The organism is Nocardia sp. NPDC041819, assembly GCF_055590505.1.
Map to the genome: position 1 here is coordinate 138,408 of NZ_JBVJAP010000008.1, position 24,628 is coordinate 163,035.

23 protein-coding genes are annotated in these 24,628 nt (G+C 68.7%); 14 read left to right on the top strand and 9 right to left on the bottom strand.

Going from position 1 to position 24,628, the window contains the following annotated elements; all coding sequences use genetic code 11:
* The first annotated feature begins 5 nt into the window (after positions 1-5).
* Positions 6-926, top strand: a complete 921-nt coding sequence (locus tag ACZ6DL_RS23000; RefSeq protein WP_393235944.1) for an LLM class F420-dependent oxidoreductase — start codon at positions 6-8, stop codon at positions 924-926.
* A gap of 45 nt (positions 927-971) precedes the next feature.
* On the opposite strand, the gene ACZ6DL_RS23005 is transcribed toward ACZ6DL_RS23000, so the two are convergent.
* A complete protein-coding gene (locus tag ACZ6DL_RS23005) occupies positions 972-2,993 on the bottom strand; it encodes a CocE/NonD family hydrolase (protein ID WP_466054014.1) in 2,022 nt (673 codons plus the stop codon).
* Positions 2,994-3,189: 196 nt separating this feature from the next.
* On the opposite strand from ACZ6DL_RS23005, the gene ACZ6DL_RS23010 reads away from it, so the two are divergent.
* From ACZ6DL_RS23010 to ACZ6DL_RS23030, 5 genes are all read left to right on the top strand, one after another.
* Positions 3,190-4,089, top strand: coding sequence for a dienelactone hydrolase family protein (locus ACZ6DL_RS23010; RefSeq protein ID WP_466054016.1), 900 nt, complete (start codon positions 3,190-3,192; stop codon positions 4,087-4,089).
* Positions 4,089-5,282 (top strand): PQQ-dependent sugar dehydrogenase, encoded by a 1,194-nt coding sequence (locus ACZ6DL_RS23015; RefSeq protein ID WP_466054018.1) that lies wholly within the window; start codon positions 4,089-4,091, stop codon positions 5,280-5,282. The genes ACZ6DL_RS23010 and ACZ6DL_RS23015 overlap by 1 nt, the downstream gene beginning before the upstream one ends.
* Positions 5,283-5,364: 82 nt before the next feature.
* The gene (locus ACZ6DL_RS23020) at positions 5,365-5,811 is read left to right on the top strand and encodes a MarR family winged helix-turn-helix transcriptional regulator (RefSeq protein WP_466054020.1); all 447 of its coding nucleotides are present in this window, start codon (positions 5,365-5,367) and stop codon (positions 5,809-5,811) included.
* Positions 5,812-5,813: 2 nt separating this feature from the next.
* Positions 5,814-6,236, top strand: a complete 423-nt coding sequence (locus ACZ6DL_RS23025) for an organic hydroperoxide resistance protein (RefSeq protein ID WP_466054022.1) — start codon at positions 5,814-5,816, stop codon at positions 6,234-6,236.
* Between the two features lie 16 nt (positions 6,237-6,252).
* Positions 6,253-7,239 (top strand): zinc-binding dehydrogenase, encoded by a 987-nt coding sequence (locus ACZ6DL_RS23030; RefSeq protein ID WP_466054024.1) that lies wholly within the window; start codon positions 6,253-6,255, stop codon positions 7,237-7,239.
* Here the strand turns inward: ACZ6DL_RS23030 and ACZ6DL_RS23035 are convergent.
* The 4 genes from ACZ6DL_RS23035 to ACZ6DL_RS23050 form a co-directional block, all read right to left on the bottom strand.
* Positions 7,227-8,786: a phytoene desaturase family protein gene (locus ACZ6DL_RS23035; RefSeq protein ID WP_466054026.1), complete on the bottom strand. Its 1,560-nt coding sequence runs from the start codon at positions 8,784-8,786 to the stop codon at positions 7,227-7,229. The two genes, ACZ6DL_RS23030 and ACZ6DL_RS23035, sit on opposite strands and share 13 nt — an antisense overlap.
* Positions 8,787-9,012: 226 nt before the next feature.
* Positions 9,013-9,534, bottom strand: a complete 522-nt coding sequence (locus tag ACZ6DL_RS23040; protein WP_466054027.1) for a DUF5994 family protein — start codon at positions 9,532-9,534, stop codon at positions 9,013-9,015.
* A gap of 39 nt (positions 9,535-9,573) precedes the next feature.
* Positions 9,574-10,011: a hypothetical protein gene (locus ACZ6DL_RS23045; RefSeq protein ID WP_466054029.1), complete on the bottom strand. Its 438-nt coding sequence runs from the start codon at positions 10,009-10,011 to the stop codon at positions 9,574-9,576.
* Positions 10,012-10,100: 89 nt separating this feature from the next.
* On the bottom strand, positions 10,101-10,682 hold the full coding sequence (locus ACZ6DL_RS23050; protein ID WP_466054031.1) for a TetR/AcrR family transcriptional regulator: 582 nt from the start codon (positions 10,680-10,682) through the stop codon (positions 10,101-10,103).
* Positions 10,683-10,883: 201 nt separating this feature from the next.
* On the opposite strand from ACZ6DL_RS23050, the gene ACZ6DL_RS23055 reads away from it, so the two are divergent.
* The 4 genes from ACZ6DL_RS23055 (at position 10,884) to ACZ6DL_RS23070 (ending at position 14,108) form a co-directional block, all read left to right on the top strand.
* The gene (locus ACZ6DL_RS23055) at positions 10,884-11,555 is read left to right on the top strand and encodes an alpha/beta fold hydrolase (protein ID WP_466054032.1); all 672 of its coding nucleotides are present in this window, start codon (positions 10,884-10,886) and stop codon (positions 11,553-11,555) included.
* A 369-nt stretch (positions 11,556-11,924) separates the two neighbouring features.
* Positions 11,925-12,830, top strand: a complete 906-nt coding sequence (locus tag ACZ6DL_RS23060; RefSeq protein WP_466054034.1) for an aromatic prenyltransferase — start codon at positions 11,925-11,927, stop codon at positions 12,828-12,830.
* Positions 12,831-12,899: 69 nt separating this feature from the next.
* Positions 12,900-13,430: a class IV adenylate cyclase gene (locus ACZ6DL_RS23065; protein WP_466054036.1), complete on the top strand. Its 531-nt coding sequence runs from the start codon at positions 12,900-12,902 to the stop codon at positions 13,428-13,430.
* A gap of 222 nt (positions 13,431-13,652) precedes the next feature.
* Positions 13,653-14,108, top strand: coding sequence for a zinc ribbon domain-containing protein (locus ACZ6DL_RS23070; RefSeq protein WP_466054038.1), 456 nt, complete (start codon positions 13,653-13,655; stop codon positions 14,106-14,108).
* A 139-nt stretch (positions 14,109-14,247) separates the two neighbouring features.
* Here the strand turns inward: ACZ6DL_RS23070 and ACZ6DL_RS23075 are convergent, their stop codons facing one another.
* From ACZ6DL_RS23075 to ACZ6DL_RS23090, 4 genes are all read right to left on the bottom strand, one after another.
* Entirely contained in the window at positions 14,248-14,724 is a 477-nt protein-coding gene (locus tag ACZ6DL_RS23075; protein WP_466054040.1) for a DUF3237 domain-containing protein, read from the bottom strand.
* 2 nt (positions 14,725-14,726) lie between these two features.
* On the bottom strand, positions 14,727-15,173 hold the full coding sequence (locus ACZ6DL_RS23080) for an ester cyclase (protein ID WP_466054042.1): 447 nt from the start codon (positions 15,171-15,173) through the stop codon (positions 14,727-14,729).
* 92 nt (positions 15,174-15,265) lie between these two features.
* The gene (locus ACZ6DL_RS23085) at positions 15,266-17,269 is read right to left on the bottom strand and encodes a serine/threonine-protein kinase (RefSeq protein WP_466054044.1); all 2,004 of its coding nucleotides are present in this window, start codon (positions 17,267-17,269) and stop codon (positions 15,266-15,268) included.
* Positions 17,270-17,515: 246 nt separating this feature from the next.
* Positions 17,516-18,769, bottom strand: a complete 1,254-nt coding sequence (locus tag ACZ6DL_RS23090; protein ID WP_466054046.1) for a PucR family transcriptional regulator — start codon at positions 18,767-18,769, stop codon at positions 17,516-17,518.
* A gap of 125 nt (positions 18,770-18,894) precedes the next feature.
* Here ACZ6DL_RS23090 and pruA point away from each other — a divergent pair, with 125 nt between their 5' ends.
* From pruA to ACZ6DL_RS23110, 4 genes are all read left to right on the top strand, one after another.
* Complete coding sequence (gene pruA / locus ACZ6DL_RS23095) at positions 18,895-20,532, top strand: L-glutamate gamma-semialdehyde dehydrogenase (protein WP_466054047.1); 1,638 nt, start codon at positions 18,895-18,897, stop codon at positions 20,530-20,532.
* A complete protein-coding gene (locus ACZ6DL_RS23100) occupies positions 20,532-21,491 on the top strand; it encodes a proline dehydrogenase family protein (protein WP_466054049.1) in 960 nt (319 codons plus the stop codon). Before pruA ends, ACZ6DL_RS23100 begins: the two co-directional genes overlap by 1 nt.
* A 91-nt stretch (positions 21,492-21,582) precedes the next feature.
* Complete coding sequence (locus tag ACZ6DL_RS23105) at positions 21,583-23,028, top strand: amino acid permease (RefSeq protein WP_466054328.1); 1,446 nt, start codon at positions 21,583-21,585, stop codon at positions 23,026-23,028.
* A gap of 127 nt (positions 23,029-23,155) precedes the next feature.
* Entirely contained in the window at positions 23,156-24,565 is a 1,410-nt protein-coding gene (locus tag ACZ6DL_RS23110; RefSeq protein ID WP_466054050.1) for an amidase, read from the top strand.
* The last annotated feature ends 63 nt before the right edge of the window (positions 24,566-24,628 follow it).

Consider the following 24,628-nt stretch of genomic DNA (forward strand, 5'->3'; position numbering starts at 1 on the left):
TCGACATGGAACTACGCATCTTCACCGAGCCGCAGCAGGGTGCGAGCTACGACACGCTGCTCACCGTTGCCAAGGCCACCGAGGACTTGGGATTCGACGCGTTCTTCCGCTCCGACCACTACCTGAGCATGGGCGGCGCCGACGGCCTGCCCGGCCCCACCGATGCCTGGATCACCCTCGCCGGACTGGCCAGGGAGACCGAACGGATCCGCCTGGGCACCCTGGTCACCGCCGCAACCTTCCGGCTGCCCGGCCCGCTGGCCATCCAGGTCGCCCAGGTGGACCAGATGTCCGGCGGCCGGGTCGAATTCGGTCTTGGCAGCGGCTGGTTCGCCGAGGAGCACGCCGCGTACGGCATCCCGTTCCCCGCCGACAAGTTCGCCCGGCTGGAAGAACAGCTGGCCGTCATCACCGGGCTCTGGGCGACCAAACCCGGCGACACGTTCAGCTACGACGGCAAGCACTACCAGCTCACCGATTCCCCCGCCCTGCCCAAACCGGTGCAGGACCCGATTCCGGTGCTGATCGGCGGCCAGGGCGCCACCCGCACCCCCCGGCTGGCCGCGCAGTACGCCGCCGAGTTCAATATGCCGTTCTCCTCGCTCGAGGACAGCGCGCGGCAGTTCGACCGGGTGCGCGCCGCCGCCGAGACCTACGGACGCGCGGCCGACGACCTGGTCTACTCCAACGCGCTGGTGGTCTGCGTCGGCGCGAACGACGCCGAGGTGGCGCGCCGGGCCGCCGCGATCGGACGCGAGGTGGACGAGCTGAAGACCAACGGCCTGGCCGGCTCGCCCGCCGAGGTGGTGGACAAGATCGGCCGCTACACCGAGATCGGCACCAGCCGCATCTACTTGCAGGTGCTCGACCTGACCGATCTCGAGCATCTCGAGCTGATCTCCGCGCAGGTGCAGTCGCAATTGTGAGGCCCGGCGCGTGGGGTCGCCCGGAGAGACGACCCCACGCGGTGCTCAGCCCAGCGGACGGTTGGTCGGCACGATGACGAAGCTCGGCGCCGACGGATCCAATTCGAGGTGCTGGGGCTTCAGTTCGGTGTTGTTGAGCATGGGGCGGAAGGCCAGCGCCTTCGGCGAGTTGCCCGCGAAGACGTCGATCCGCAGCCGGTGACCGGGTTGCAGCACCGCTTGGGTGGGGATGACCGCGATGTCCAGCGCCACGGGCTCACCGGGAACGACCGGCTGCACGCTGTCCAGGGTGAGCGGATTGAACGGTTCGGTCAGATCGCCGGATGATGTGCGGCTGCTCTTCTGCTCGTCGACGGCGCGCAGGGAGGCGGTCAACTGCCCGGTGGTCAGCACCTTCGACGATCCGTCGGGCGCCACATCGTTCATCGTGACGCTCCAGTAGCCGTCGGTGGCGTCGTGCACGGTGTTGAGGTGCACGTTCACCGGCCCCGAGATGACCGTGCGCTCGGTCATCGGCGCACTGGTGAAGGTCAGCGCGTTGCGCTCGGCGATGCGCGAGTCCTTCGCGCACACGTCCACCACCGCCGCCATGCCTGCCGAGCCCTGCGCGGTGTCGCGGGAACACGCCGCGGCGAGGCCGGGCGCCACCGTCAAGGTCCGTCGCTCGTCGGGGACGGTCATCGTCAGCGATCCGTCGTATACCGCTTTTCCGGTGGTGCCGCTCGGCGTGGCGGAGAGATACACGCGGCGATGGTTGAGGTCCTTCTGCGGGAACTGCCCGAGGGTGATCCAGCCGCCTCCCTGTTCCCACACGGTGACCGGCCCGAAATCGCCCAAGCCGTGGTCGACGTCCTTCAACCACTTGTCGAACCACACCCGCTGCAACACGTCCAGCCGCGGCGGGGCTCCGGGAATGCCGGTCCCCGCACCGGGATTCGCGTGATAGGTGTCGCCGACGATCAATTGCTTCCTGCCCGCGGGCAGCGGGATGGCGTTGTACAGCTTGGTGGCGCTGTTGGCGAAGATGTCGTGCCAGCCGCCGTAGACGAAGGTGGGCACCGTGATGCGCTCCGGGTGGCCCTCGATGCCGCGCCGGAAGTAGCTGTCCTCGTCCAGCGCGTCGGCCAGCGCGGGCGGAACGTGGTCGAGCGAAGGCGTGAGCAGCGCCTGGGCCAGCAGATCGACGTTGCTGGCCGGATCGGACATCCGTTCGTGCAGCCACCCCCAGTCGAAGGTGCCGTTCAACATCGACTGCACGTCGGGAATCAACTTCAGCTGGTTGACCGTGTTGAGCCACATCGGCAGGAACGTCGTCCCCACCCCGCCGCCCGGCGCGACGACGTCACGCATCAGGTCGCTCCCGGGTTCCACGGGGAAGATCGCCTGCAACGGCGCCGGGGCGTCCTCGGCGGCGCGCAGCTGGTTGATGCCCGAATACGAACCGCCGCTCATCCCGATCCGGCCGTTCGACCACGGCTGCGCGGCCGCCCAGTCGATCACCTCGCGGGTGTCGAGTTGCTCTCGCTCGCCGAGGGTGTCCCATGCGCCCTGGGAGAAACCTGTCCCGCGCACGTCGGCGATGACCTGGGTGTATCCGGCGCGGATCAGGTTGCGATCGAGTCCGAGGACCGTCTGCACGGTGCCGCCGTCGACCGCGTGCAGCAGATCGCCGAAACCGCTGACCGGCGTACGGGCCAGATTCACGCGATCGACCAGCCGGACGGTCAGCGGCTGCAAGCCGGGCACCGCGAGCGCCGTGTCGATCAGATTGGTCATGAGCTTGGTGTAGGGGGTCAGATTCACGATGGTCGGCAGCGGCTGCTGCTCCACCTCGCCGCCCTGCTTCACCGGCCGGTACACGTTGGCCTTCAGCACGACGCCGTCGCTCATCCGGATCGGGACGTCCCAGTCGATGTGCACGTCGGCGTACGGCTGGGGACCGTCGTGCAACGCGGTCCATCCCACGGTGTGGGACTCGGCGGACGGCTCCGCGACCGCGGGCCCCGACCCGAATCCCACGGCCGCCAGTACCGCGACCGTCGCCACCATCCGGATCGCCCTGCTCATCGTTCGTCCCATGTCACGCCCCGCTGCCATCTCGCTCCCTCGACCGGTGTGCGGACCGACCATCGATCGCCCGATTGAGCGACAAGGTAGCAATCTCCTGGCGAATGCCGTGGGATGCGCGGTCGGGCCGGTTTGTCGTGGGCGAACAGACGGTGAACGCCGCGCACCCACCAACGATCCGGCTTATCGTGGGCCCATGACGCCGTTGCAGCGCTACATCGCCGAGGAGATCGCGGCCGATCACGCCGACGGCCTGCTTCCCCGGCGGGAGGCATTGCGCAGGCTCGGGCTGCTCGGGCTCGGCGTCGCCGCCGCGACCGCCCTACTGGCCGCCTGCGCGAGCAACGACACGGCGATCACCGATTCCGCGCCCAGCCCCACGGCGCCGTCGACGCCCCCCGGTGCCGCCGCAGCCGTCCCGACCGCCGCCGTCGCCTTCGCCGGACCCGGCGCGACGCCACTGCAAGCCGCGTGGGCGGCGGCGCCGCAGCCGCGGGGCGGGGTGCTGGTCGTCCACGAGAACAAGGGCCTCACCGATCACATCCGTTCGGTGGCAGGACGTTTCGCGGGCGCCGGATACTCCGCGCTCGCGGTCGACCTGCTGTCCGCGCGAGGCGGCACCGCCGCGTTCCCCGATCCGGCCGCCGCGACCGCCGAACTGAGCCGTATCCCGCAGGAACAGCTCGTCGCCGATCTGCGGGCCGGGCTCGACGAACTCCAGCGCCGGGTCGAGGGAAAGAAGCTCGGCGCCACCGGTTTCTGCTTCGGCGGTGGCCTGACCTGGCTACTGCTGGCCTCCGGCCCGTCCCCGCTCGCCGCTGCGACACCCTTCTACGGCCCGTTCCCGGACAACGGCGATCTCTCCGCGTCGAAAGCCGCGGTGCTGGGGGTCTACGCGGCGGCCGACGCCCGCGTGAACGCCTCCCGGCCCGCCGCGGAGGCCGCACTGGCCCGTTCGGGCGCCCCGCATCAGATCTTCACCGCACCCGACGCCGACCACGCCTTCTTCAACGACACCGGTCAGCGGTACAACGCCACGGCGGCCACCGAAGCATGGCATCGCGTCCTGGATTGGTACGGCACGTATCTCGGCTGATGGCAGTCGAATCGGGCCGCTTCGTCGTCATCCCGGCGCCTTCGGGCGGCGGGGGTGCCGACCGAGCGTGCGCTCCCGGTAGCGAGAGCCCGATCCGCGCGCCGCGCTTGCTTGCGGTGATCGCCTTGCTCTTTTCCGTAGCGGCGGTAGGCGCCTGCGGCGGCGAGAGCCCGACCACGCCGAGCGGTGCGCCTACGACAGGCACCATCGCACCGAGCAACCCGGCGGGAAGACCCGACCTCGATGCCGCCGAAGAAGTCGCGAGGGACATCGAGGTCCCGTGGGGCCTGGCGTTCCTGCCCGACGGCGCCGCGCTGGTCGCGGAGCGTGACTCCGGACGGATCGTGCGAGTCGCCGCAGGCCGTGCGCCGGAACAGGTCTACCGGCTGCCCGGCGTCGCGGCACGTGGCGAAGGCGGTCTACTCGGGCTCGCCGTCGCGCCGGACTACGCCGAAAGCCGTTACGTCTACGCCTATTTCACCACCGAGACGGACAATCGGATCGTGCGGTTCCGGCTCGACGGCCCGCCCGAGGCGATTGTCACCGGCATCGCCAAGGCCGGTAACCACAACGGCGGACGGATCGCGTTCGGGCCCGACGGCATGCTGTACGCCGGGACCGGCGACGCCGGGCAATCCGGGCGCTCGCAGGATCCGGCGAGCCTGAACGGAAAGATCCTCCGTTCGACTCCCGAAGGCCTTCCCGCGCCGGGCAATCCGTATCCCGGCTCGCCGGTCTACAGTCTCGGCCACCGCAACGTGCAGGGACTGGCGTGGGATCGGGCCGGTCGCCTGTTCGCGGCGGAGTTCGGGCAGAACCGGTTCGACGAGATCAATCTGATCGAGCCCGGCCGCAACTACGGCTGGCCCGACGTCGAGGGCGGGGGCGGCGCCGACCGCGGCTTCACCGATCCGCTGCTGACCTGGACCACCGCGGAAGCCTCACCCTCGGGCATCGCCATCACCGGCGACATCCTCTACGTCGCGGCGCTCCGCGGGCAGCGGCTGTGGACCGTGCCACTCGAGGACGGCCGCGTGGGCGGGCCCCGGGCCGAACTGCGCGACCGGTACGGCCGGTTGCGCACCGTGGAAGCCGCCCCGGACGGAGCGCTGTGGCTCACCACTTCCAACACCGACGGCCGGGGTGACCCCGCGAGCGGCGACGATCGCGTCCTTCGCTTCCCGGCCCGCTAGACCGCCGCCCTTCGCAGCGCTGTGACGCGTGCCACCGCCATTTATGTTGTACACAACCAAATTGGCCACTACATTATTGCTCATGACCGATCACCTCACCCTCGACGAGCAACTCTGCTTCCCGCTCTACGCGGCGTCCCGGGCGATGACGGCGGTCTACCGCCCGAAGCTGGAACGGCTCGGGCTCACCTACCCGCAGTACCTGGTGATGCTGGCGCTGTGGGAACGCGACGAACGCAGCGTCGGAGACGTCTGCCAAGCGCTCGACCTCGATTCCGGCACGCTCTCGCCGCTGCTCAAGCGACTGGAGGCGGCCGGCTTGGTCGAGCGGCGGCGGTCGGCGGCCGATGAACGCCGCGTCGACATCCGGCTCACCGAGCGCGGGCGCGCGCTGCGCGCCGAGGCGGGTGACATCCCCGCCCAGATGGCCGAGGCCAGTGGCTTGTCCATGGACGACGTCATCGCGTTGCGCGGCATTTTGCACCGACTGACCGAGGCGCTGAAGTCTCAGTCGAACGAAGGAGAGTAGACATGCGAATCCTCTACACCGCAGAGGCCCTGGCCAGCGGCGACGGTCGCGACGGCCGTGCGCGCACCACCGACGGCAAGCTCGACGTGAATCTGTCGATTCCCAAGGAGATGGGCGGCAACGGCGAGGGCACCAACCCCGAACAGCTGTTCGCGGCGGGCTACGCGGCGTGTTTCCATTCGGCGTTGCGCCTGGTCGGCAAACAGACCTCGACCAATGTCGACGACTCCGCCGTCGGCGCGAAGGTCGGTATCGGCCCGAACGACGCCGGCGGCTTCGGCCTGGCCGTTACGCTGGAGGTCTCGCTTCCCCATCTGTCCCGCGAGGACGCGCAGGCGCTCGCCGACAAAGCCCATCAGGTGTGCCCGTATTCCAACGCGACCCGCGGCAATATCGACGTCCAGGTCCTCGTTGCCGACGACTGATCGAGAAGGAGCGGTTATGCGTGCCGTAGTCATCGAACGATTCGGCGAACCGAAGGACGTGCTGGCCACCGCGGAACGCCCGGTACCCGAGCCGGGGCCGGGTGAGGTGCGGCTCGCGCTGATCCTGTCGCCGATCCACAATCACGATCTGGCCATCGTGCGCGGCGTGTACGGCTACCGGCCCGAGTTGCCCGCGATCCCCGGCAGCGAGGCGGTCGCGCGGGTCGACGCGGTGGGTCCCGAGGTCGCCGACCTGTCGGTCGGGCAGCGAGTGACGGTGTCCGGCGCGCAGAACGTGTGGGCCGAGTATTTCGTCGTCCCGGCCCGGCAGGTGATTCCGTTGCCCGACGCGGTCTCCGACGAGACCGCGGCTCAACTGCTGGCCATGCCGCTGAGCGCGCTGATGCTGATCGAGGATCTCGAACTGTCCTCCGGCGACTGGCTGACGATCAACGCCGCCAACGGCGCGGTCGGCAGGCTCGTGAACGTCTTCGCCCGGCAGCGCGGTTTGAACGTGCTGAATCTCGTGCGCGGCCCGGCCTCGGTCGCGGCGCTGCGCGAACTCGGCTACGAGCCGGTGCTCGACACCGAGAGCGAGGGCTGGCGCGACCAGGTGGAGGCGGCCACCTCGGGCGCGCCGATCCTGCGGGCCGTCGATCAGGTGGGCGGCCGGGCCGCGGCCGCCGAGTTGGCATTGCTCGCGCCGGGCGGGCAGCTGATCTCCTTCGGTGCGCTCTCGGGGCAGCCGTTGTCGCTCGACCCGGGCGCGCTGATCTTCAAACAGGTGGTGATCAAGGGCTTCTGGGGCGCCAAGCGGATCGAGGAAATCGGCCCCGAGCATCGAGGGCGGCTCATCCGTGAGCTGATCGACCTCGCGGCCGACGGCGTCCTGCGACTGGATATCGAAGCCGCCTATCCGCTGGAGGAAGCGGCGGACGCCGCGGTCGCCACCGAGACGCCGGGCCGCGCCGCCAAGGTCGCGCTGCGGGGTCAGCCTGCCTGATCGGAGTCCAGCACGGCCATCGCCGCGTTGTGCCCAGGGATGCCGCTGACCCCGCCACCCCGAATGGCGCCCGCACCGCACAGCAACACGTTGCGGTGGCCGGTCGCCACGCCCCACCGGGCTGCGGGGTCGGCGGGATCGGCGTCCTCCGGCAGGTAAGGGAAGGCCAGATCCCGGTGGAAGATGTGTCCGCCGGGGAGGCCGACCTCGCGCTCCAGTTCGATCGGAGTTTTCACCTCGAGGCAGGGGGTACCGTTCTCGTCCGTCGCCAAGCAGTCCGCGATCGGCTCGGCGAGCACCGAATCCAGTTGCGCGAGAGTCGCTCGCACGATCTCGTCTTTGGCCGCGGCGTGGTCGGCGGCGAAGAGTTTTCCGCGAGCGTGCAGTCCGAACAGCGTAAGGGTGTGCGCGCCCTGCGCGGCCAGTTCCGGTCCCAGGATCGTCGGATCCGTCAGTGTGTGGCAATAGATTTCGGCGGGTGGCGCGGACGGGATCCGGCCGATCGCGGCCTCACCGTATGCTCGGTCGAGCTGGGCGTAGGACTCCCCGATGTGGAAAGTTCCCGCGAACGCCTCCCTGGGATCGGCTTCGGCGTCGCGCAACCGCGGGAGACGCCGCAGCACCATGTTCATCTTCAGCTGCGCACCTTCGGGTTTCGGCGGTAAGGGCGCACCGAGCAACCCGGCGAGCGTATACGGCGCGATGTTCGCCAGGACGTGGCGCGCTCCGATTCTCCCGTCCGGATGTAGCACTTCCGCTGCGCTGCCATCGGTTTCGATGCCCGTCACCGCACAGCCGGTGACGATTTCCGCTCCCGCCGATCGCGCGGCATCGGCCAGTGCGTCGGTGAGCGCCCCCATGCCCCCGATCGGCACGTCCCAGTCGCCGGTCCCGCCGCCGATCACGTGATAGAGGAAGCAGCGATTCTGCCGCAGCGAGGGATCGCGCGCGTGGGTGAAGGTGCCGATGAGGGCGTCGGTCAGTACCACGCCGCGCACCGTGTCGTCCACGAAGGTGGACTCGATCGTCTCGCCCAGCGGCCGTTCGAACAGAGCCTCCCAGATGGGCGCGTCGTCGATGATGTGCCGCAGCGCCTCCTTGGAGGGAAGCGGCCGGGTCAGCGTCGGGAAAACCCGCCGGGCCAGCTGGTTGGTCGACGCGTAGAACCGCTGCCACGCACCGAATTCCCGATCGGAGCCGGTCAGCCGCGCGAAACTCGCCGCCGTCCGCGCCTGCTCGGACGAGACGAGCAGACCCCCCTCCCCGACCGGCGTGTAGGACGAGACCGCCCGCCGCCGCTTCTCGAACCGCAGGCTCAGGTCTTGGACGATCGATCGCGGCAGCAGGCTCACCAGGTATGAGTACCGCGAAAGCCGCGCGTCGACGCCCGCGAACACCCTCTCGGACACCGCCGCGCCGCCGGTATGCGGCTGCCGCTCGAGCACCACCACCGACCTCCCGGCCCGCGCCAGGTACGCGGCGGCCACCAAACCGTTGTGGCCGCCGCCGACGATCACGACATCGTAGAAGGAACGCGTCGGCGTCATCCGTTCTCGATAGCACGAATCGTCTCCGGACGACAGCATCCCGGCCGCAACGGCTCGAGAACGATCGGTGGGGTCGGCCTGCGCTCGCGCACGAGACCGCAATGGTCGATCGGACAGCCACCGCGCGGCGAGCCTACCCATTCACATCCGCCAGGCCTCGACTACGGGCGGCGTCATTCATGACCGATGTCGACTGGGGCAAAAGGGCCGCGAGCATCCGGGTTGATCAGCCGAGCGCAGCTCCCCCTTCGGAGTCCCAGCTGGTCTCCGCGGCCTCCCTCTCGGTGCGATCGATCTGAGCTCGTGCGGTGACCGTTCGCAGTTCGTCGACAGTCGAAGGAATCGCGGCGTGTGCGGCGGTGTCGATGGTCGCGTACGCGGCATCCCGGGTGGTCTTCGGCGGGACGACGAGCAAGGCGATCCGGGCGCCGCTGACACCGAGGACATCCAAGGAGTGCGCCTGCTTGAACCGATACCCGTCGAGCCGGACGCGCCGCCCGGCGTCATCGATTCCTCGTGGCGCGTGCGGCCATTCGCCGAGATGATAGGTCACTCGATGGATGGGGCCGAGCCGCGGGCGCAGCGTTGCGAGCAGATCCGGCAGCTCCGCGACGAGGTCGTCGCCGCGTGGCCACCATGCGCCGTCGACATGGCCCGGCGCGGGGGCGTCGGACCGTAGTCCCAACCGAGCAGCCAATGCCGCAAGGGGATCGCGCCCGGTACCGGGCAGGGTCGTTCGAGTGGTCATGATGATGCTTCTTTCCGCGCATCGGCCGCTACGGGGCCCTCAGCGGGCGGCCGGGCTGCGTCCGAACAACTTGCCCAGGCCGCGTGGGCGGCGTGTGGGCTGGTTACCGGTTCCGTGTCCGGCAAGGGTGCCCGACGCATCGGGTGCGGCATCGGTGGTGCCGGTGGGGCTGGAATAGATGGGGGTGTCTCGGCGGGAGGCGTCGAGATCACGGCGCGCGGCGAGCTCACGGCGCGCGGCACTTCCCCGACGGGCGGTGCGCCGGGCGCCGGCAAGCAACATGCCCAGCCCGGCGATTCCGATGCCACCGACGACGATGCCGTAGAGGAACAGCACCCCGGTGGAACCCGTGACGTGATAGCCGAATATCGCGAAGTTGTCGGTCAAGGCGTGATTGCTGCCGCCGTTGGCGAAGACTCCGGCGACGCCGATCAGCACGGCGGCGACGAGGATGATGAGCCCGATGATGACGATCATAGTGATCCCTCGGATCTGTAGGTGCTCTCAGTACACGCCGCTCCGGGCGGGATGTCAACGCCGTAGACCTACAGCAGTAGAAGGGTGGCTCACCCGGCCGCGGCGAGCAGCGCCGCCGCGGCGGCGCGAGCCTGCTCGCCGACATCCACCGCACCGTGTATCGCCGCGACGACGGTCGCGCCCTCCACCAGCATCAGCAATTGACGGCCCAGCACAGCCGGGTCCCGAGCTCCGGCGCGGGCGGCGATGCCGGTGAAGAGGTCGAGATAGCGGTGCAGGTGCCGTGCGGTGATGGCCCGCACCGCATCGTCGTAGTGCTGGGCCGCCGCGTTCACCATCGCGCAACCACGGAAGCCCGGTTCCGCGTACCACTCGCTCATCGCGTCGAAGATCGCGGCCACCTGTTCGGCGGGGTCGTCACCGGCCGATTCGACCGCCCTAGCCAGCCATACCCCCACCTTTTCACCGCGCGCCTCGAGCATCGCGCGCACGAGCCCGTCTTTGGTACCGAAGTGCCGGTACAGCGTCTCCTTGGACACTCCGAGCCGTGCACACAGTTCGGCCACACCGACGCCGTCGAGCCCCCGCTCGTACAGCAGCGGTTGCGCCGCTTCCAGAATGGCGGCGCGAGTGCGCGCCGGGTCGATCGTCGAACCTTTGGCCACAGGCATACCGAGATGGTAACGACCGGTTCGATCGCCTGCTAACATCCAGGTCGTACTGATCGGTTCGATCTAGGAGGGTGACAGCCCCCGTGATCCCGGTGTGGCAAACCGCGCGCCTCGCCCTCGGCATCGCGGCACTGGGATTCGCACGGCCCGCGGTCGCGGGCACCGGATCGCTCCGCACACCAGATGAAAGAGAGAACGACAGTGACGACGTTCGTCCTGATCCCCGGCATGTGCCACGGCGGTTGGTGCTTCGAGCAGCTCACCGAGCAGTTGCGCGCGCACGGCCATCGCGTGTTTCCGCTGACTCCGACGGGAGTCGGTGAGCGCGTCCACCTGCGCCACGGAGTGAATCTCGACACCCACATCCAGGATGTCACCGCGGTGTTGTCGGCCGAGAACATCACCGACGCGGTCCTGGTCGGCCATAGTTACGGCGGCATGGTGATCACCGGCGCCGCCGATCGCGCCGCCGATCGGGTCGGCTCACTGGTGTACATCGATGCCGTGGTGCCCGGCCCCGGGGACTCCTGTTTCAGGCTGGTCTCGGACCGGGAGCGGCAGTGGTACCTCGACGTGGTCGACACCGGCGACGCCGTACGCCCGCTCCCCTTCTTCGATCCGCGCGCCACACCACACCCGATCGCATCGGTCCTCCAACCGCTCGAGCTCAGCGGAGATCTCGGCCATATCCGGCGCAGGGAGTACGTCTACGCCGCGGGATGGGAAACTCCCTCGCCGTTCACCGAGATCTACCAGCGATTGCGCGATGACGACGCGTGGGCCACCCACGCGCTCGACGGTGGGCACAACCTGATGCGAGACGCACCGGAGGATCTACTGCGAGTGCTGCTGAACGTCGCCGAGTCGCACTGACGTAGCCGCACCGCCACCGGGTCGGTGTGTCCGCACGACCGGGGCAAAGGTCACCGAGGCCGCCGGCGCGGAACCTGTGCCGCACCGCCGCCGCCACCGGCGATCTCGTCCATCAGCATCCGCAGGGTCAGTGAGTACTTCTCGGGCGGCGGCGCGTCCATCGCGCCGGGTGCCGTCCGTCTGCCCGAGGAACGGCTGTTTCCGCGCCCCTGATCTCGGTACTCCCCTCGGCGGGAAACCCCCGGCTACGCCGCAGCGTAGAGTGCTGTCCGCGTTCCGCATTCGACTCGGCCGGACACGACTTATGTTCTGGCCGAACAGGATTGGCGAGACCGCGCTGTTCCGTAGCACTCATCTCCGGAAGGACGCATGTTCACCACCACCGAATCCGAGCTGGACGATCTCTATGCGGCCATCGAGAAATCCGCGCGGATAGTGGACGTCCCCTGCGCGCGAGAGAATGTCTGGCCCACCCTGACCGCATACGGCACGATGCTCACGCGTTCCGTGATCTCCCTCAGAGTGGTCACCGACGCCCGCCGCTCGGGAGACCTCGACTACCGTTTTCTGACGCTGCCGAGAGACATCGACCCTTACGACATCGCCCTGTCCAACGAACTGCTCGCCGAGACCGATCATCCGATCGGCTCCCTGCTGGACCAGGTCCGGAAACAGTGCCCCATCGACAGCTACGGAATCGACATCGGTGTAGTCGGCGGCTTCAAGAAGATCTGGCCGTTCTTTCCTGCCGATGGCGTGCAGAAGGTATCGGAACTCGCCGCACTCCCTTCCATGCCGCCCAGTCTCGCCGACCACGCCCGCATGTTCGCCCGTCACGGCTTGGAGGACAAAGTCGGCTTGCTCGGCATCGACTACCACGACAAGACGATGAACGTCTATTTCCCCGGGCTGCCGGCCGATTTCTTCGAACGCCGCGCCATCGTGTCGCTGCACCGAGAAGCCGGACTTCCGGACCCGAGCGATCAATTCCTGTCGCTCACCGAGAAAGCATTCGACATATACGCCACCATCAGCTGGGAATCGCCTCGGATCGAGCGCCTCTGCTTCCCGGTGATAACGCCGGACCCGAGAACGCTACCGGTTCCGATCGAACCGCGCTTCGAGCAACTCGTCGACGAAGTCCCGATCAGCACGACCGACCGTCGATTCACCTATGCCGCAACCTCGTCCCCGCAGGGAGAGTCCTACAAATTCAGTTGGTTCTACCAATGGCAACCCAGAATACTGGACAAGATGAAGACGTCTGACTCATAGAACTGCCCTCGGCCACTGCTCCCGCAGTTCGTCGATGGCATTGTGGACCGACCCGGACAGGAGCCAGCAGTGCCCATCGAGCACGAAGCCAAGATTCTCGACATCGATCCCGACACCATCGAACAGCACATCGTGGACACGGGTGGGCGGAAACTCGGTGAGCGATTCATGCGCCGCTACGTCTACGACATCACGCCGGGCGATCGGTCGAAGTGGATCAGGCTGCGTGACAACGGGAATGGGGTGACCCTCGCCGTCAAGCAGATCACCAGCGACGCCATCGACGGCACCCACGAAGTCGAGGTGAGCGTCGACGACTTCACCGGCACCAACGCCCTGCTCGAGCTGTTGGGCTTCACCGCGAAGTCCTACCAGGAAACGAAGCGGATCAGTTTCGTACTCGACGGCGGACAACTCGAGATCGACACCTGGCCGGGGATTCCCCCATATCTGGAGATCGAAGCCGCGACGGAGGAAGACGTGATCCGGATCGCCGAGTTGCTCGGTTACGCCGAAGCCGATCTCACCGGCGAGAACACGATCAAGATCTACGCGCGGCACGGTATCGACCTCGACACCGTCCGCGAACTGCGGTTCTGATCCGCACCTGACAGAGCCGGATTTCCCCCAGTGGCCGCACGCAGCACGGGACGAGATTCGCCCTCGGTGCTTGAACGACCCTGGTCATCCGGGGACACAACACAGGTGGCGTCCGAGACCGAAGACGCTGTCTAGCAACTGGAAAGCAATGCGGCTGGGTACTGCGTCCGGGATGACATCACAGAGTGTGGGGCCACTTGTGACAGCCGAAGGGGTCGCCACATGTTAACTGAAGCCGCCGCCTGGTCGATCTACTACTGTGACCGACATCGGATTCTCTACTTTTGGGGGTTTCACATGCTGATCTGGGGCTGGCAGAAGCGTATCCACACGCTCGCCATGATCACCTTGGTCTGCGGCCGCTGCGGCAATCCCGCCGCACACGCGCTGCGCAAACTCGTCACCAAGTTCACGCTCTTCTTCATCCCGCTCTTCCCGCTCAGCACCAAGCATTCCCTGGAATGCACCTGGTGCGGCGCATCCTCACCGGTCGCGGGCCCGCAGGTCCCCGATCTTCTCGCCCGCGCCAACGCGGAGACCATGGGCCCCGCCCAGTACCAGCAGCCTGCCGCGCAGTGGCCCCAGCAGCCCGCTCCCAACCCGCACCAGCCCGCCCTCGGCGCGCCCGACGCCCACTGGCAGCAACAGCCCGGTCCCGGCGGCAACTGGCAGCGCTGACCCCGGCGACGTACGCCCGCATGCGGCGGCTCCCGCCGCCGCGTGTCCGGGCTGATCAATTTCCCGAGCGGCGTTCGCTGCTGCAACGTCACATCGTCAACGCGTTCGCGTCGCCGGGGTTGACGTCGAGTCTTCGATGTCAGACGACCTCGAAGACTCGGTAGGCGATGCCGCCCTCGACCGGATACCCCGATCCGACGCAGACGATGTCGTTGAGCCACAGATACTTTCGCGCTCCGGTTTCGAACACCGGCGTCGTGCGGAAGTAGTAGCTCCCGGGATCGACGAGATGCCGCGTGGCCGGATCACCCATCCGGTCGCGTATCTCCTCGGATATGGTCCACCGCCCACCGTAGGTCAATTGCACCAGGGCGTCGTCGTCGGTCCGCAAGGTGAGCCGGACGTCGAGCACCATGCTCCCGTCCTGCCGGAACACCGCCCAGTCGCCGCCGCCCGGCAGCACCACGCCGCGCAGCTTCGGCCCCTCGAACGACCCACCGGTCGCGCCGAACAACACCCGCCCCTTCCCGATGTTCAGCGGCGGCGCGAGATCCACCACGACGTCGAACAGCTGCCTGGTCGCGATCCCCGCGACATCCTTGACCCGTGCGTCCATGATCATCTCCCGCCGAACAACTTCTGCCGTACCGCGTCGGTGGATACACCCGATTGGGCGCACAGCTCCGACAGATCGAAGTGGAAGTACTCCCCCGCGATCAGCCCGTCCGCGAACGCGAAGCGGAGGAACACCGGCAGTTCGGCCCGCCGACCATTCGGCTCTACCCCGAATCGGTTGCCGTTCAGGGTCATTCGCGCCGTTCCCCAGCAGACCAGCGTCTCCCCTTCTGCCGCGTGCCCGCTCAGCTCGACGTCATAGTCCGGGAACGACGCGAAGAAGGCCCGCAGCGCGAATTCGTTCGCCTCCAGCCCACGCGCCACCGTCCCGAACGCCGGCGCTTCCAACACCATCCCGTCATGCATGAGCCGCAGCGCCGCAGGGACGTCCTGCCTGCTCTTGACGACGGCGAGTTCCGTCGCGAGGTCCATCATCCAGCCACTATCCATACAGAAACTATACGGTCGGCCGTATTTATTATCCACTTACGGGAGGATTGTGAATGCGCCGCAGCGAGACCGGCGCAGGGTTGGCCGAGGCGCTAGTCGAAGTAGCGGTGGAACCACGCCGTCAGCTCGGCTTCGCTCTTCGGTCCCTGGTCCGGGTGATCGGCGCGCAGCGCGCAGAAATGCCCGGCGATGCCGAACTTCTGGTGGATCAGGAACAGGCAGCTCGGTCCCAGCGCGGGATCGGTGTTCGGATAGCAGAAGAAGCGGCCGAGGACGTTGCCGTCCTGCCGCCAGACGTCGTCGCCCACGTCGCCGCGACCGCACACATGTCCCGAGAACTGCCCGCGGTTCGCCTCGTACAGGTACATCGCGGACTCCTGGTCGGGGAACCCGAAGAACTCCGCGGACGGGAATCCGATCTTGGTGCCGCAGGCCAGCACCGCGTCCACCGGACCGGGCGGCGGGTCGGAGTGGCGGCAATTGGCCGGGCCGAAATCACCGGCCAGATGGTTCAGCACCGCGCGATCGGCCTGCGTGAAGTAGTCCGGATCGCGGGCTAGATCGGCGGTGCGGAACGAGAAACCATTGCGCGCGGCCACGTAGTCGCGGTACTGCTGCTCGGCAGGCTCCCAGATGTACACCGCAGCCGCCAGCGCTCGCTCATCCGTGACCAGCAGCGCGGGCCGTGGCGCGGTGGGATCGTCCACCTTGCTCAGGAAACACGACTTGCGGCCGACTTCCGCGCCGTCACGCAGCATCGGTCCGTCCGTCCCCGGCGGGTCCCCGGGGCAGTTGCGCCCTTGCAGGCCCGCCAGCAATGCGGAGGTGTAGCCGCGCAATTGGTCGACGTTGCGGAATCGCAGGAATCGCGCCGCGGGATCGCTCGCGGCCGGATTCGCGGTGCAGAAGACGACGGCGGCGGTGGGCGGGTCGGGGTCTTCGTGCACGCAGTTGGCGCGTTTGTAGCCCGACGGGCCCACCAGCGACAGCAATTCGACGTCCGGGCCGTTCGGAGCGCTCGCGTCGGGAACGGCGGCGCCGGTGTTCGGCCGGGTCGCCTCCCAGCCGAAGAAGCCGAGGGTGGCGGCGAGCAGGACGACGCACAGCAGGGCGAGCACGCGGAGTACGCCGCGGCGGCGTGGTCGCTCGCCGTTGTCGCCGCCCGGCTCCGTTGGCACGGCCGTCGCGCCCGACCGGTCCGGTGGTGGACCCGCATCGGTCACTGCGTCACCCGCCGCGGAAGTCGCCTGCGTGGGGGCTTCGGCCACCGCCGCCTGCGCGGCCGCCCCGAGTTCACCCGCCGTGCCGTACCTCGCCTGCGGGTCCTTGGCCATCCCGCGCGCGACCACCGCGTCCAGCCGGGCGGGCAGTCCTGGAAGGCACGAGTGCGGCCGCGGCGGCGGTTCGAACAGGTGCGCCGAGATGATCTGCGCGTCGGTGTCCTTCGGGTACGGCCGTGAACCGGTCAGGCATTCGTAGAGCACGCAGGTCAGGGCGTAGATGTCGGCGGCGGGGGTGACCACGCGGGAGTGGAACCGTTCCGGCGCCATGTAGTGGAACGATCCGATCGCCGAGCCGTCGCTGGTGAGACTCTCCCCGGTGGCCGACTGGGCGATCCCGAAGTCCACCAGGTAGGCGAAGCCGTCCGGGGTGAGCAGGATGTTGTCCGGCTTGATGTCCCGGTGCACCAGGCCGTCGGCGTGCGCGGCGTCCAGCGCCGCGGCGACCTGCCGGACGATCGCGACCGCCCGCTCCGGATCCAGCGGCGCCCGCTCGGTCAGCAGCGCGCGCAGGCTGTCACCGCCGACCAGGCGCATATCGATGTAGAGCCTGCCGTCGATCTCGCCGTAGTCGTGGATCGGGATGATGTGCGGTTCCTGCAACCGCGCCGCGACGTGCGATTCGCGCCGGAACCGTTCTCGGAACACCGGGTCGTCGTGCAGCCGCTCGGGCAGCACCTTCAAGGCGATGGTGCGGTCCTTGACGGTGTCGTAGGCCTCGAAGACTTCCCCCATCCCGCCACGACCGATCAGGCGATCCAGGCGATACGGCCCGAACCGCGAACCCACCTCGAGCGTCTGACGTGGCGTCGTCATCTCGTCCTCCGTGACGGGGACCCGGAGGGTGTCCGTCACGATCCGAGCCGGACGCCTCCCCGGGGCCGTGACCCGGGTTCCCGCGCTCAACTGTAGGCCGCGCGGACCCCTTCGGCAGGCGTATCGCGCAGCGGGCCGGTCAGCCGCCGGATCGCCTTCCAGGGCACGTCCAGGCAGGTCCGAAGCACGTTCCAGCGCCGCACGTGTACCCGTTCGGCGAGCGTGACCGGGGCAGCACCACCGCCGTCAACCCCGGGCCTCGGGCGGGCCGGGGCGGCGATGCAGGGCGAGCTGGATCTGCAACAGCAGACGGTCGGCCGGGTCGTCGAGGTTCATGCCGAGAATGTCCTCGACCCGGCGAAGCCGGTAGCGCAGCGTGTTCGGATGTACGCGCAGTGCCGCGGCGGCGTCGCGCACGTCGCCGTGTTCGCGCAGATAGGTCTCGACACTGTCGCGCAGGCTCGCGGAATGCTTGCGGTCGTAGTCGAACAGCGCGCGCAAACGCGGATCGTGCAGTTCCGTCCGTGCACCGATCAGATCCAGGGTCTCGCCGAGCAGCACCGCGGTCCGCGCCTCGGCGAGGGTGGTCACCCGGCTTCCCGGCGATGCCGCGAAGGTACGGGCCAGCACCCGATCGACCTCCGCGCGCGCGTCGGCCACCCGGCCGAGATCGGGCACCGGGCACGCGATCGCGGCCCGCAGCGACAGCGCGCGCTTCGCTTCGAGCTGCTCGATCAACTGCCGTGTCCAAGCCGTCACCGCCTGAGCGGAACGGTAGCCGGGCAGCAGTACGTAGACGCGGTCACCGATCGTGGTGGTCACCGAGTCACCGCGGAAAGAGCAGGCGCGCAGGCGCAGAACGCCGCCCACCGCAGCCGGCTCGACGCCCGGTGCCCGCTCCCCCGCCATGAGCGCGAATCCGATCACCGCCGCAGGGCCGGTCGTCGGCAGATTCAGCGCGTTCACCACGGCCGCGGCGTCGATCACGGGCCCGCTCGCGCCGAACAGCCGCCGGATCAGCAGCGCCTCGGTGGTGGGTGCGTCGAGACTGCGGGAGATCAGGCGTCCCGCGATGGCCGCCGCGCCGCGCAGGATCTCGGCCGCGTCCGGCTTGAACGGCCGGCCGCCTTCTTGCAGCCAGATCGCGCCGAGCACCCGAGCAGCGCGCGTGTGCGCGTCCGTGGGACGGCGGATGCCGATCACCAATCGGCGCTTGATGTTCAGCTCGTCGTGCGCGGGCACGTCGATGACCTCGTCGGTATCGCGCAGACGATCGAACACCCCCCAGCGCCGCAGCAGGGTCAGATACTCCCGCGGCCCCTCGCGGCCGAGGATCGATCGCACCCGCAATTCGTCGGCGTTCTCGTCGGAGGCCGAGTACGCGAGTACATGCGACCGCGGGTCCTCGATCGACACCATTCCGCCCGCGTTATCCGCGATCATCTGCGCCAGCGCGAAGAGGTCGATATCCGCGGCGACCTGGTCACCTTCCCTCGCCACGTTCCCGTCCTTCGGCCAACTCGACAACGCACTTGCCCCATCTTTGTCTGGTTGGCTCATTCTTCGGGCAGTTTTACGGTGTTGACTTCCCATTGCCGGAAATTCACCTGATAGTAGGAGGTCTCATGGAGACCGTCGTGTCCCCGCCCCCGCCGGTCAACGAGCCGGTGGGCAGCTTCGCGCCGGGCACGGCCGAACGCGAGCGCCTACGGGTGAAGCTGGCCGAACTCGCCGCGACCCCGACCGACGTCGCTCACGTCATCGGCGGTGCGCACCGCCGTGGTTCGGGTGAGCGCGTCACGGTGGTGCAGCCGCACCGGCACGCCGCCGTCCTCGGCACGCTCACCACGGCCGGACCGGGCGAGGTCGGCGACGCCATCGCGGCGGCGAGCGCGGCGGCGCCGGGCTGGCGCGCGCTGCCCTTCGCCGAGCGCGCCGCGATCTTCCTGCGCGCCGCCGACCTACTGGCCGGACCGTGGCGCGAAACGATCTCCGCCGCAACGATGTTGGGGCAGTCCAAGACGGCCTACCAGGCCGAGATCGACACCCCCTGCGAACTGGTCGACTTCTGGCGATTCAACGTGCACTTCGCGAGCCGGATCCTTGCGGACCAGCCGATCTCGGCGCCGGGGGTGTGGAATCGGGTGGACTACCGGCCGCTCGAGGGCTTCGTCTACGCGATCACGCCGTTCAACTTCTCCGCCATCGCGGGCAACCTGCCCACCGCGCCCGCGCTGATGGGCAACACCGTGGTGTGGAAGCCTGCCGTCACCCAATCGGTGGCCGCGTACTGGACGATGCGGCTACTGGAGGCAGCGGGACTGCCGCCCGGCGTGATCAATATGGTGCACGGCGCGGGGCCCGAGGTGTCGGACGTGGCGCTGGCCGATCACCGGCTCGCGGGAATCCACTTCACCGGGTCCACCGCGACCTTCCGGCACCTCTGGCGCACCGTGGCGGCGAATCTCGACCGCTACGACTCCTACCCGCGCCTGGTCGGCGAGACCGGCGGCAAGGACTTCGTGGTGGCGCACAGCTCCGCCGATCCCGAGGTGCTGAGCACCGCGCTGATCCGCGGCGCGTTCGACTACCAAGGCCAGAAGTGCTCGGCCGCCTCACGCGCTTTTCTCCCGCGATCGCTGTGGGACCGGATGGGCCGCGAGTTCATCGACCGAGTGGCCGCGCTCAGCTACGGCGACGTCACCGACTTCGGCCACTTCGGCGGAGCGCTCATCGATCGGCGCGCCTTCGTCCGGAACACCGACGCCTTGGCGCGCGCCAAGGCGACCCCCGGCCTGACCATCGCCACCGGCGGCCACGCCGACGACAGCGTCGGCTACTTCGTCGAGCCGACCGTACTGCTCGGCGACGACCCGGCCGACGAGGCGTTCCGCACCGAGTACTTCGGCCCGATCCTGGCCGTGCACGTCTACGACGATTCGGTCCGCGGATCGTTCGAGTCCACGCTCGACCGGATCGATGGCGGCTCGCCCTACGGCTTGACCGGCGCGATCATCGCCCAGGATCGGGCGGCGATCGGCACCGCGCTCGACCGGTTGCGCTTCGCGGCGGGCAACTTCTACATCAACGACAAACCCACCGGCGCGGTCGTCGGCCAGCAGCCGTTCGGCGGGTCGCGCGCGTCCGGCACCAACGACAAGGCAGGCTCGGCACAGAACCTGCTGCGCTGGACCTCCGCTCGCACGATCAAGGAAACCTTCGTCCCCGCGACCGACCACCGCTACCCGCACCAGAAGTTGTGATGGCCTTCTCCGGACTGCTGCGGCCCGCCGTGCTGGCGGCCTCTCGTTCCCCGCGCGTCGAGCGCGCGATCACCCGCATGCCTGCCACCAAGAAAATGGTCGACCGTTTCGTCGCGGGCGAGACCGAGCGCGACGCGGTCGCCGCGTCCTCGGCGCTGCTGGGCTCCGGCCGGTTCGTGAGCATCGACTACCTCGGCGAGGACACCACCGATCTCGACCGCGCCCGCGGAACCGTCGCGCACTACCTGCGGCTGCTGTCGGCGCTGGCCGACCTGCGGGCCGCGAACGAGTCGCCGGTGCCCCGGCTGGAGGTGTCGCTCAAGCTCTCCGCGCTCGGCCAGCGGCTTCCGCAGAACGGGTACGCCATCGCGCGCGAGCACGCCTACGAGATCTGTACGGCGGCGAAGGCGGCCGGGATCTGGGTGACCGTAGACGCCGAAGACCACACCACCACCGAATCGACGCTGGCGATCGTGCGCGAGCTGCGGCTGGACTTCCCGTGGCTCGGCACGGTGTTGCAGGCCTATCTCAAACGCACCGAGGAGGACTGCCGGACCTTCGCCGGTCCGGGCGCACGGATCCGGTTGTGCAAGGGCGCCTATCGCGAACCCGCGGCGGTGGCGTACCAGAGCCGCTCCGCGGTGGACGAGTCCTACCTGCGTTGCCTGCGGATCCTGATGGAGGGCAAGGGCTATCCGATGGTGGCCACGCACGACCCGGCGCTGATCGGTGCGGCGCTGGGCTACGTGCGCGAAAGCGGCCGGAAGTCCGGCGATTTCGAGTTCCAGATGCTGCACGGCATCCGCGACGCCGAACAGCGACGCCTGGTCGGAGCGGGCCATTCGCTGCGCGTCTACGTGCCCTACGGTGACCAGTGGTACGGCTACTTCATGCGCAGGTTGGCCGAGCGCCCGGCCAACATCGCCTTCTTCTTGCGTTCCTTCGGCCGCGACCGCTGAGCGGAAGAGCGAACTTTATTTTCTTCCGCCGACCGATCCCACCTTCCTGTGGTCGTATTGAGGTGAGCACGCAGTGGACGAAAGGACCGATATGTCCCTCGCGCGGTTACGCACCCAGATGACGCGCCGGAAGCCGCTCGGTGCGGTCGAGGACGAAGGCGCTCCCGCGGACGAGCAGCTGTCACGGTCGCTGGGCCTGTGGCAGCTCACCGCGATCGGCGTCGGCGGCATCATCGGCGCGGGCATCTTCACCTTGGCGGGCGCGGTCGCGCACTCGGTCACCGGACCTTCGGTGTTGATCTCGTTCCTCATCGCGGGTGTGGCGAGCGCCGCCGCCGCTCTGTGCTACGCCGAATTCGCCGGGATGGTGCCCAAAGCCGGATCCGCCTACACCTACGGATACGTGTCGCTCGGCGAGATCGCGGGCTGGTTCATCGGCTGGGACCTGCTGCTGGAGTACGTCGCGGTCGCGGCGGTGGTGGCCATCGGCGTGTCCGGCTACTTCAAATTCCTGCTGGAGCAGGTCGACATCACACTGCCGGATTGGATGATGGGCGCCGCGGGCACCGGCGACGGCCATGTCGTCGACGTGTTCGCCATGCTGTTCTGCCTCGGCACCGCATGGCTGCTCTCGCGCGGCATCCGCAGCGTCGGCCGGTTCGAGACCGTCGCCGTCGGCATCAAGGTCGCCCTCGTCGTGCTGATCATCGTGCTCGGCGTGTTCCATATCGACAGCTCGAACTACACCCCCTACTTCCCGTTCGGCACCGGCGCGGTGTGGACGGGCGCGGCCACCGTGTTCTTCGCCGTGTTCGGCTACGACGCGATGAGCACCGCCGCCGAGGAGTCCACCGACGGCAAGAAGCACCTGCCGAAGGCGATCATCTATTCGCTGGCCATCGCCATGGCGCTCTACGTGCTGGCCACCCTGGTGCTGACCGGCATGCAGAAATACACCGAGATCAGTCCGACCAGCGGATTCTCCACCGCCTTCGAGTCGGTCGGGCAACCGGGCGTCGCGAACATCATCGCGGTCGGCGCCATCGTCGGAATCGTCACCGTGGTGCTCACCTTCATGCTCGGAGTCACCCGGGTCTGGTTCGCCATGAGCCGCGACGGGCTGTTGCCGGAGTGGTTCGCCAAGACCCATCCGGTCCGGAAGGTGCCCACCCGGGTGACCTGGATCGTCGGCATCGGATCGGCGCTGATGGCCGGGTTGCTGGACATCACCGTGGTCGCCGAACTGACCAATATCGGCATCCTGATGGCGTTCATCGTGGTGTCCGTCGCCGTGATCGTGCTGCGGCGCACCCGCCCCGACGAGCCGCGCGAGTTCCGCCTGCCGTTCATGCCGGTCGTGCCGCTGATCGGCATCGGGTTCTCGGTGTACCTGATCTGGTCGCTGCCCTGGGAGACCTGGGCGCGTTTCGTGATCTGGCTCTTCGTCGGCCTGATCGTCTACTTCACCTACTCACGCAACCACGCCGAACTCGAGCGCACCCGCCCCGCCGCGGTGGAAGGTCCGGCGACCTCCTGACACGCCCATGGAACCGAACGGGCTCACCAGGCGATATCCATTGCAGAATGGTCGTTCGACTGCATGAGTCGGGAAGGTCGGCATCGGCGACGGCCGCGCGGCGCGAGCCCGGAAGGAGCGGTAGCGGATGGATCTCCAGGAGGTCGTCTCGTCGGGGGTGCTCGAACAGCGCGAACTGCTCGCGCAGCGCGCGCTCACCGCGGAACAGTTGGTCGAGGCGACGCTCGACGGTATCGATGCCGCCGCCGACCTCGGCGCCTTCACCCACGTCCTGCGGGACGAGGCCAGGGCCGAGGCCGTCGAGCGGGATCGCGAGCGCGCCGCGGGCGCCACGCTCGGCCCCTTGCACGGGGTGCCGGTCGCGGTGAAGGACGAATTCGACGTCGCAGGCGTGGTGACCACCTTCGGTACCAGAGCCAACTCCACGCCCGCCGTGGCCGACGCCGAAGCGGTGCGCAGGCTGCGCGCGGCCGGGGCGATCATCGTCGGCAAGACCGCGATGCCGGAATTCGGGCAGTGGCCGTTCACCGAGTCCAGCACGTTCGGCGTGGTCCACAACCCGTGGGACCCGCGCCGCTCGGCCGGGGGTTCGAGCGGCGGGTCCGCCGCCGCGGTGGCGGCCGGTCTTGTGCCGGTCGCGCTCGGCGGCGACGGCGGCGGGTCGATCCGGATCCCGGCGGCGTGCTGCGGATTGTTCGGCCTCAAACCGCAGCGCGGGCGCGTGCCGATCGCCCCGAACGAGCATCTGTGGTGGGCGCTGGGGGTCGCCGGGCCGCTGACCCGCGGTGTGCTGGACTCCGCCGTCGTCTACGACGTCATCCGCGGCAACAGCCCCACCGACCGGTTCCAGGCGCCGGAACCGGCGACCTCGTTCGAGGCCGCGGCGCGCGGACCGGCCCGGCCGTTGCGCATCGGCTACAGCACGAAATCACCCATCCCCTTGGTCAGACTCGATCCGCAGCATGTCCGCGCCGTCCGCGACACCGCGAAGCTGCTGGCCGAACTCGGCCACACCGTGATGGAGATCGATCCCGCTTACCCGGATTCCACGCACGCCTTCTACCCGCAGTTCTTCGGCGGCGTGCGCGCCGAATTGCCGGAGGTGGATCACCCGGAACTGCTCGAACACCGCACCAGGCAGACCCTCACGCTCGGCGCCTGGGCGCGCAGGCCGGTCATCGAATGGGCGATCCGGCGCGGCGAGGCGGTGGCGCGCAAGGCCGATCGCATTTTCACCGAGTGCGATCTGCTGCTGACTCCCACCATCGCGATCCGCCCGCCCCTGCTCGGTGTGCTCGACGGGGCGAACACGGTGCGCGCTCAGCTCGCCTCCGTTCCGATGGTCGCCTACACCGCCATCTGGAACGTCACCGGCCACCCCGCCGCCTCCGTGCCCGCCGGTGTCGGCGACGACGGGCTTCCCTTGTCGGTTCAGCTGGTCGGCCCCACCAACGGCGAGACGACGATCCTCCCGATCGCCGCGCAGCTCGAGCAGGCGCGCCCGCATCCGCGTCCGGGACTCCGATCTGCCGGATGACAGACCCCGATTCGCTCGGCGCCTCGTAGCCGGGCACCGCCGCAGCCCTCGGCCGCCGGAGAA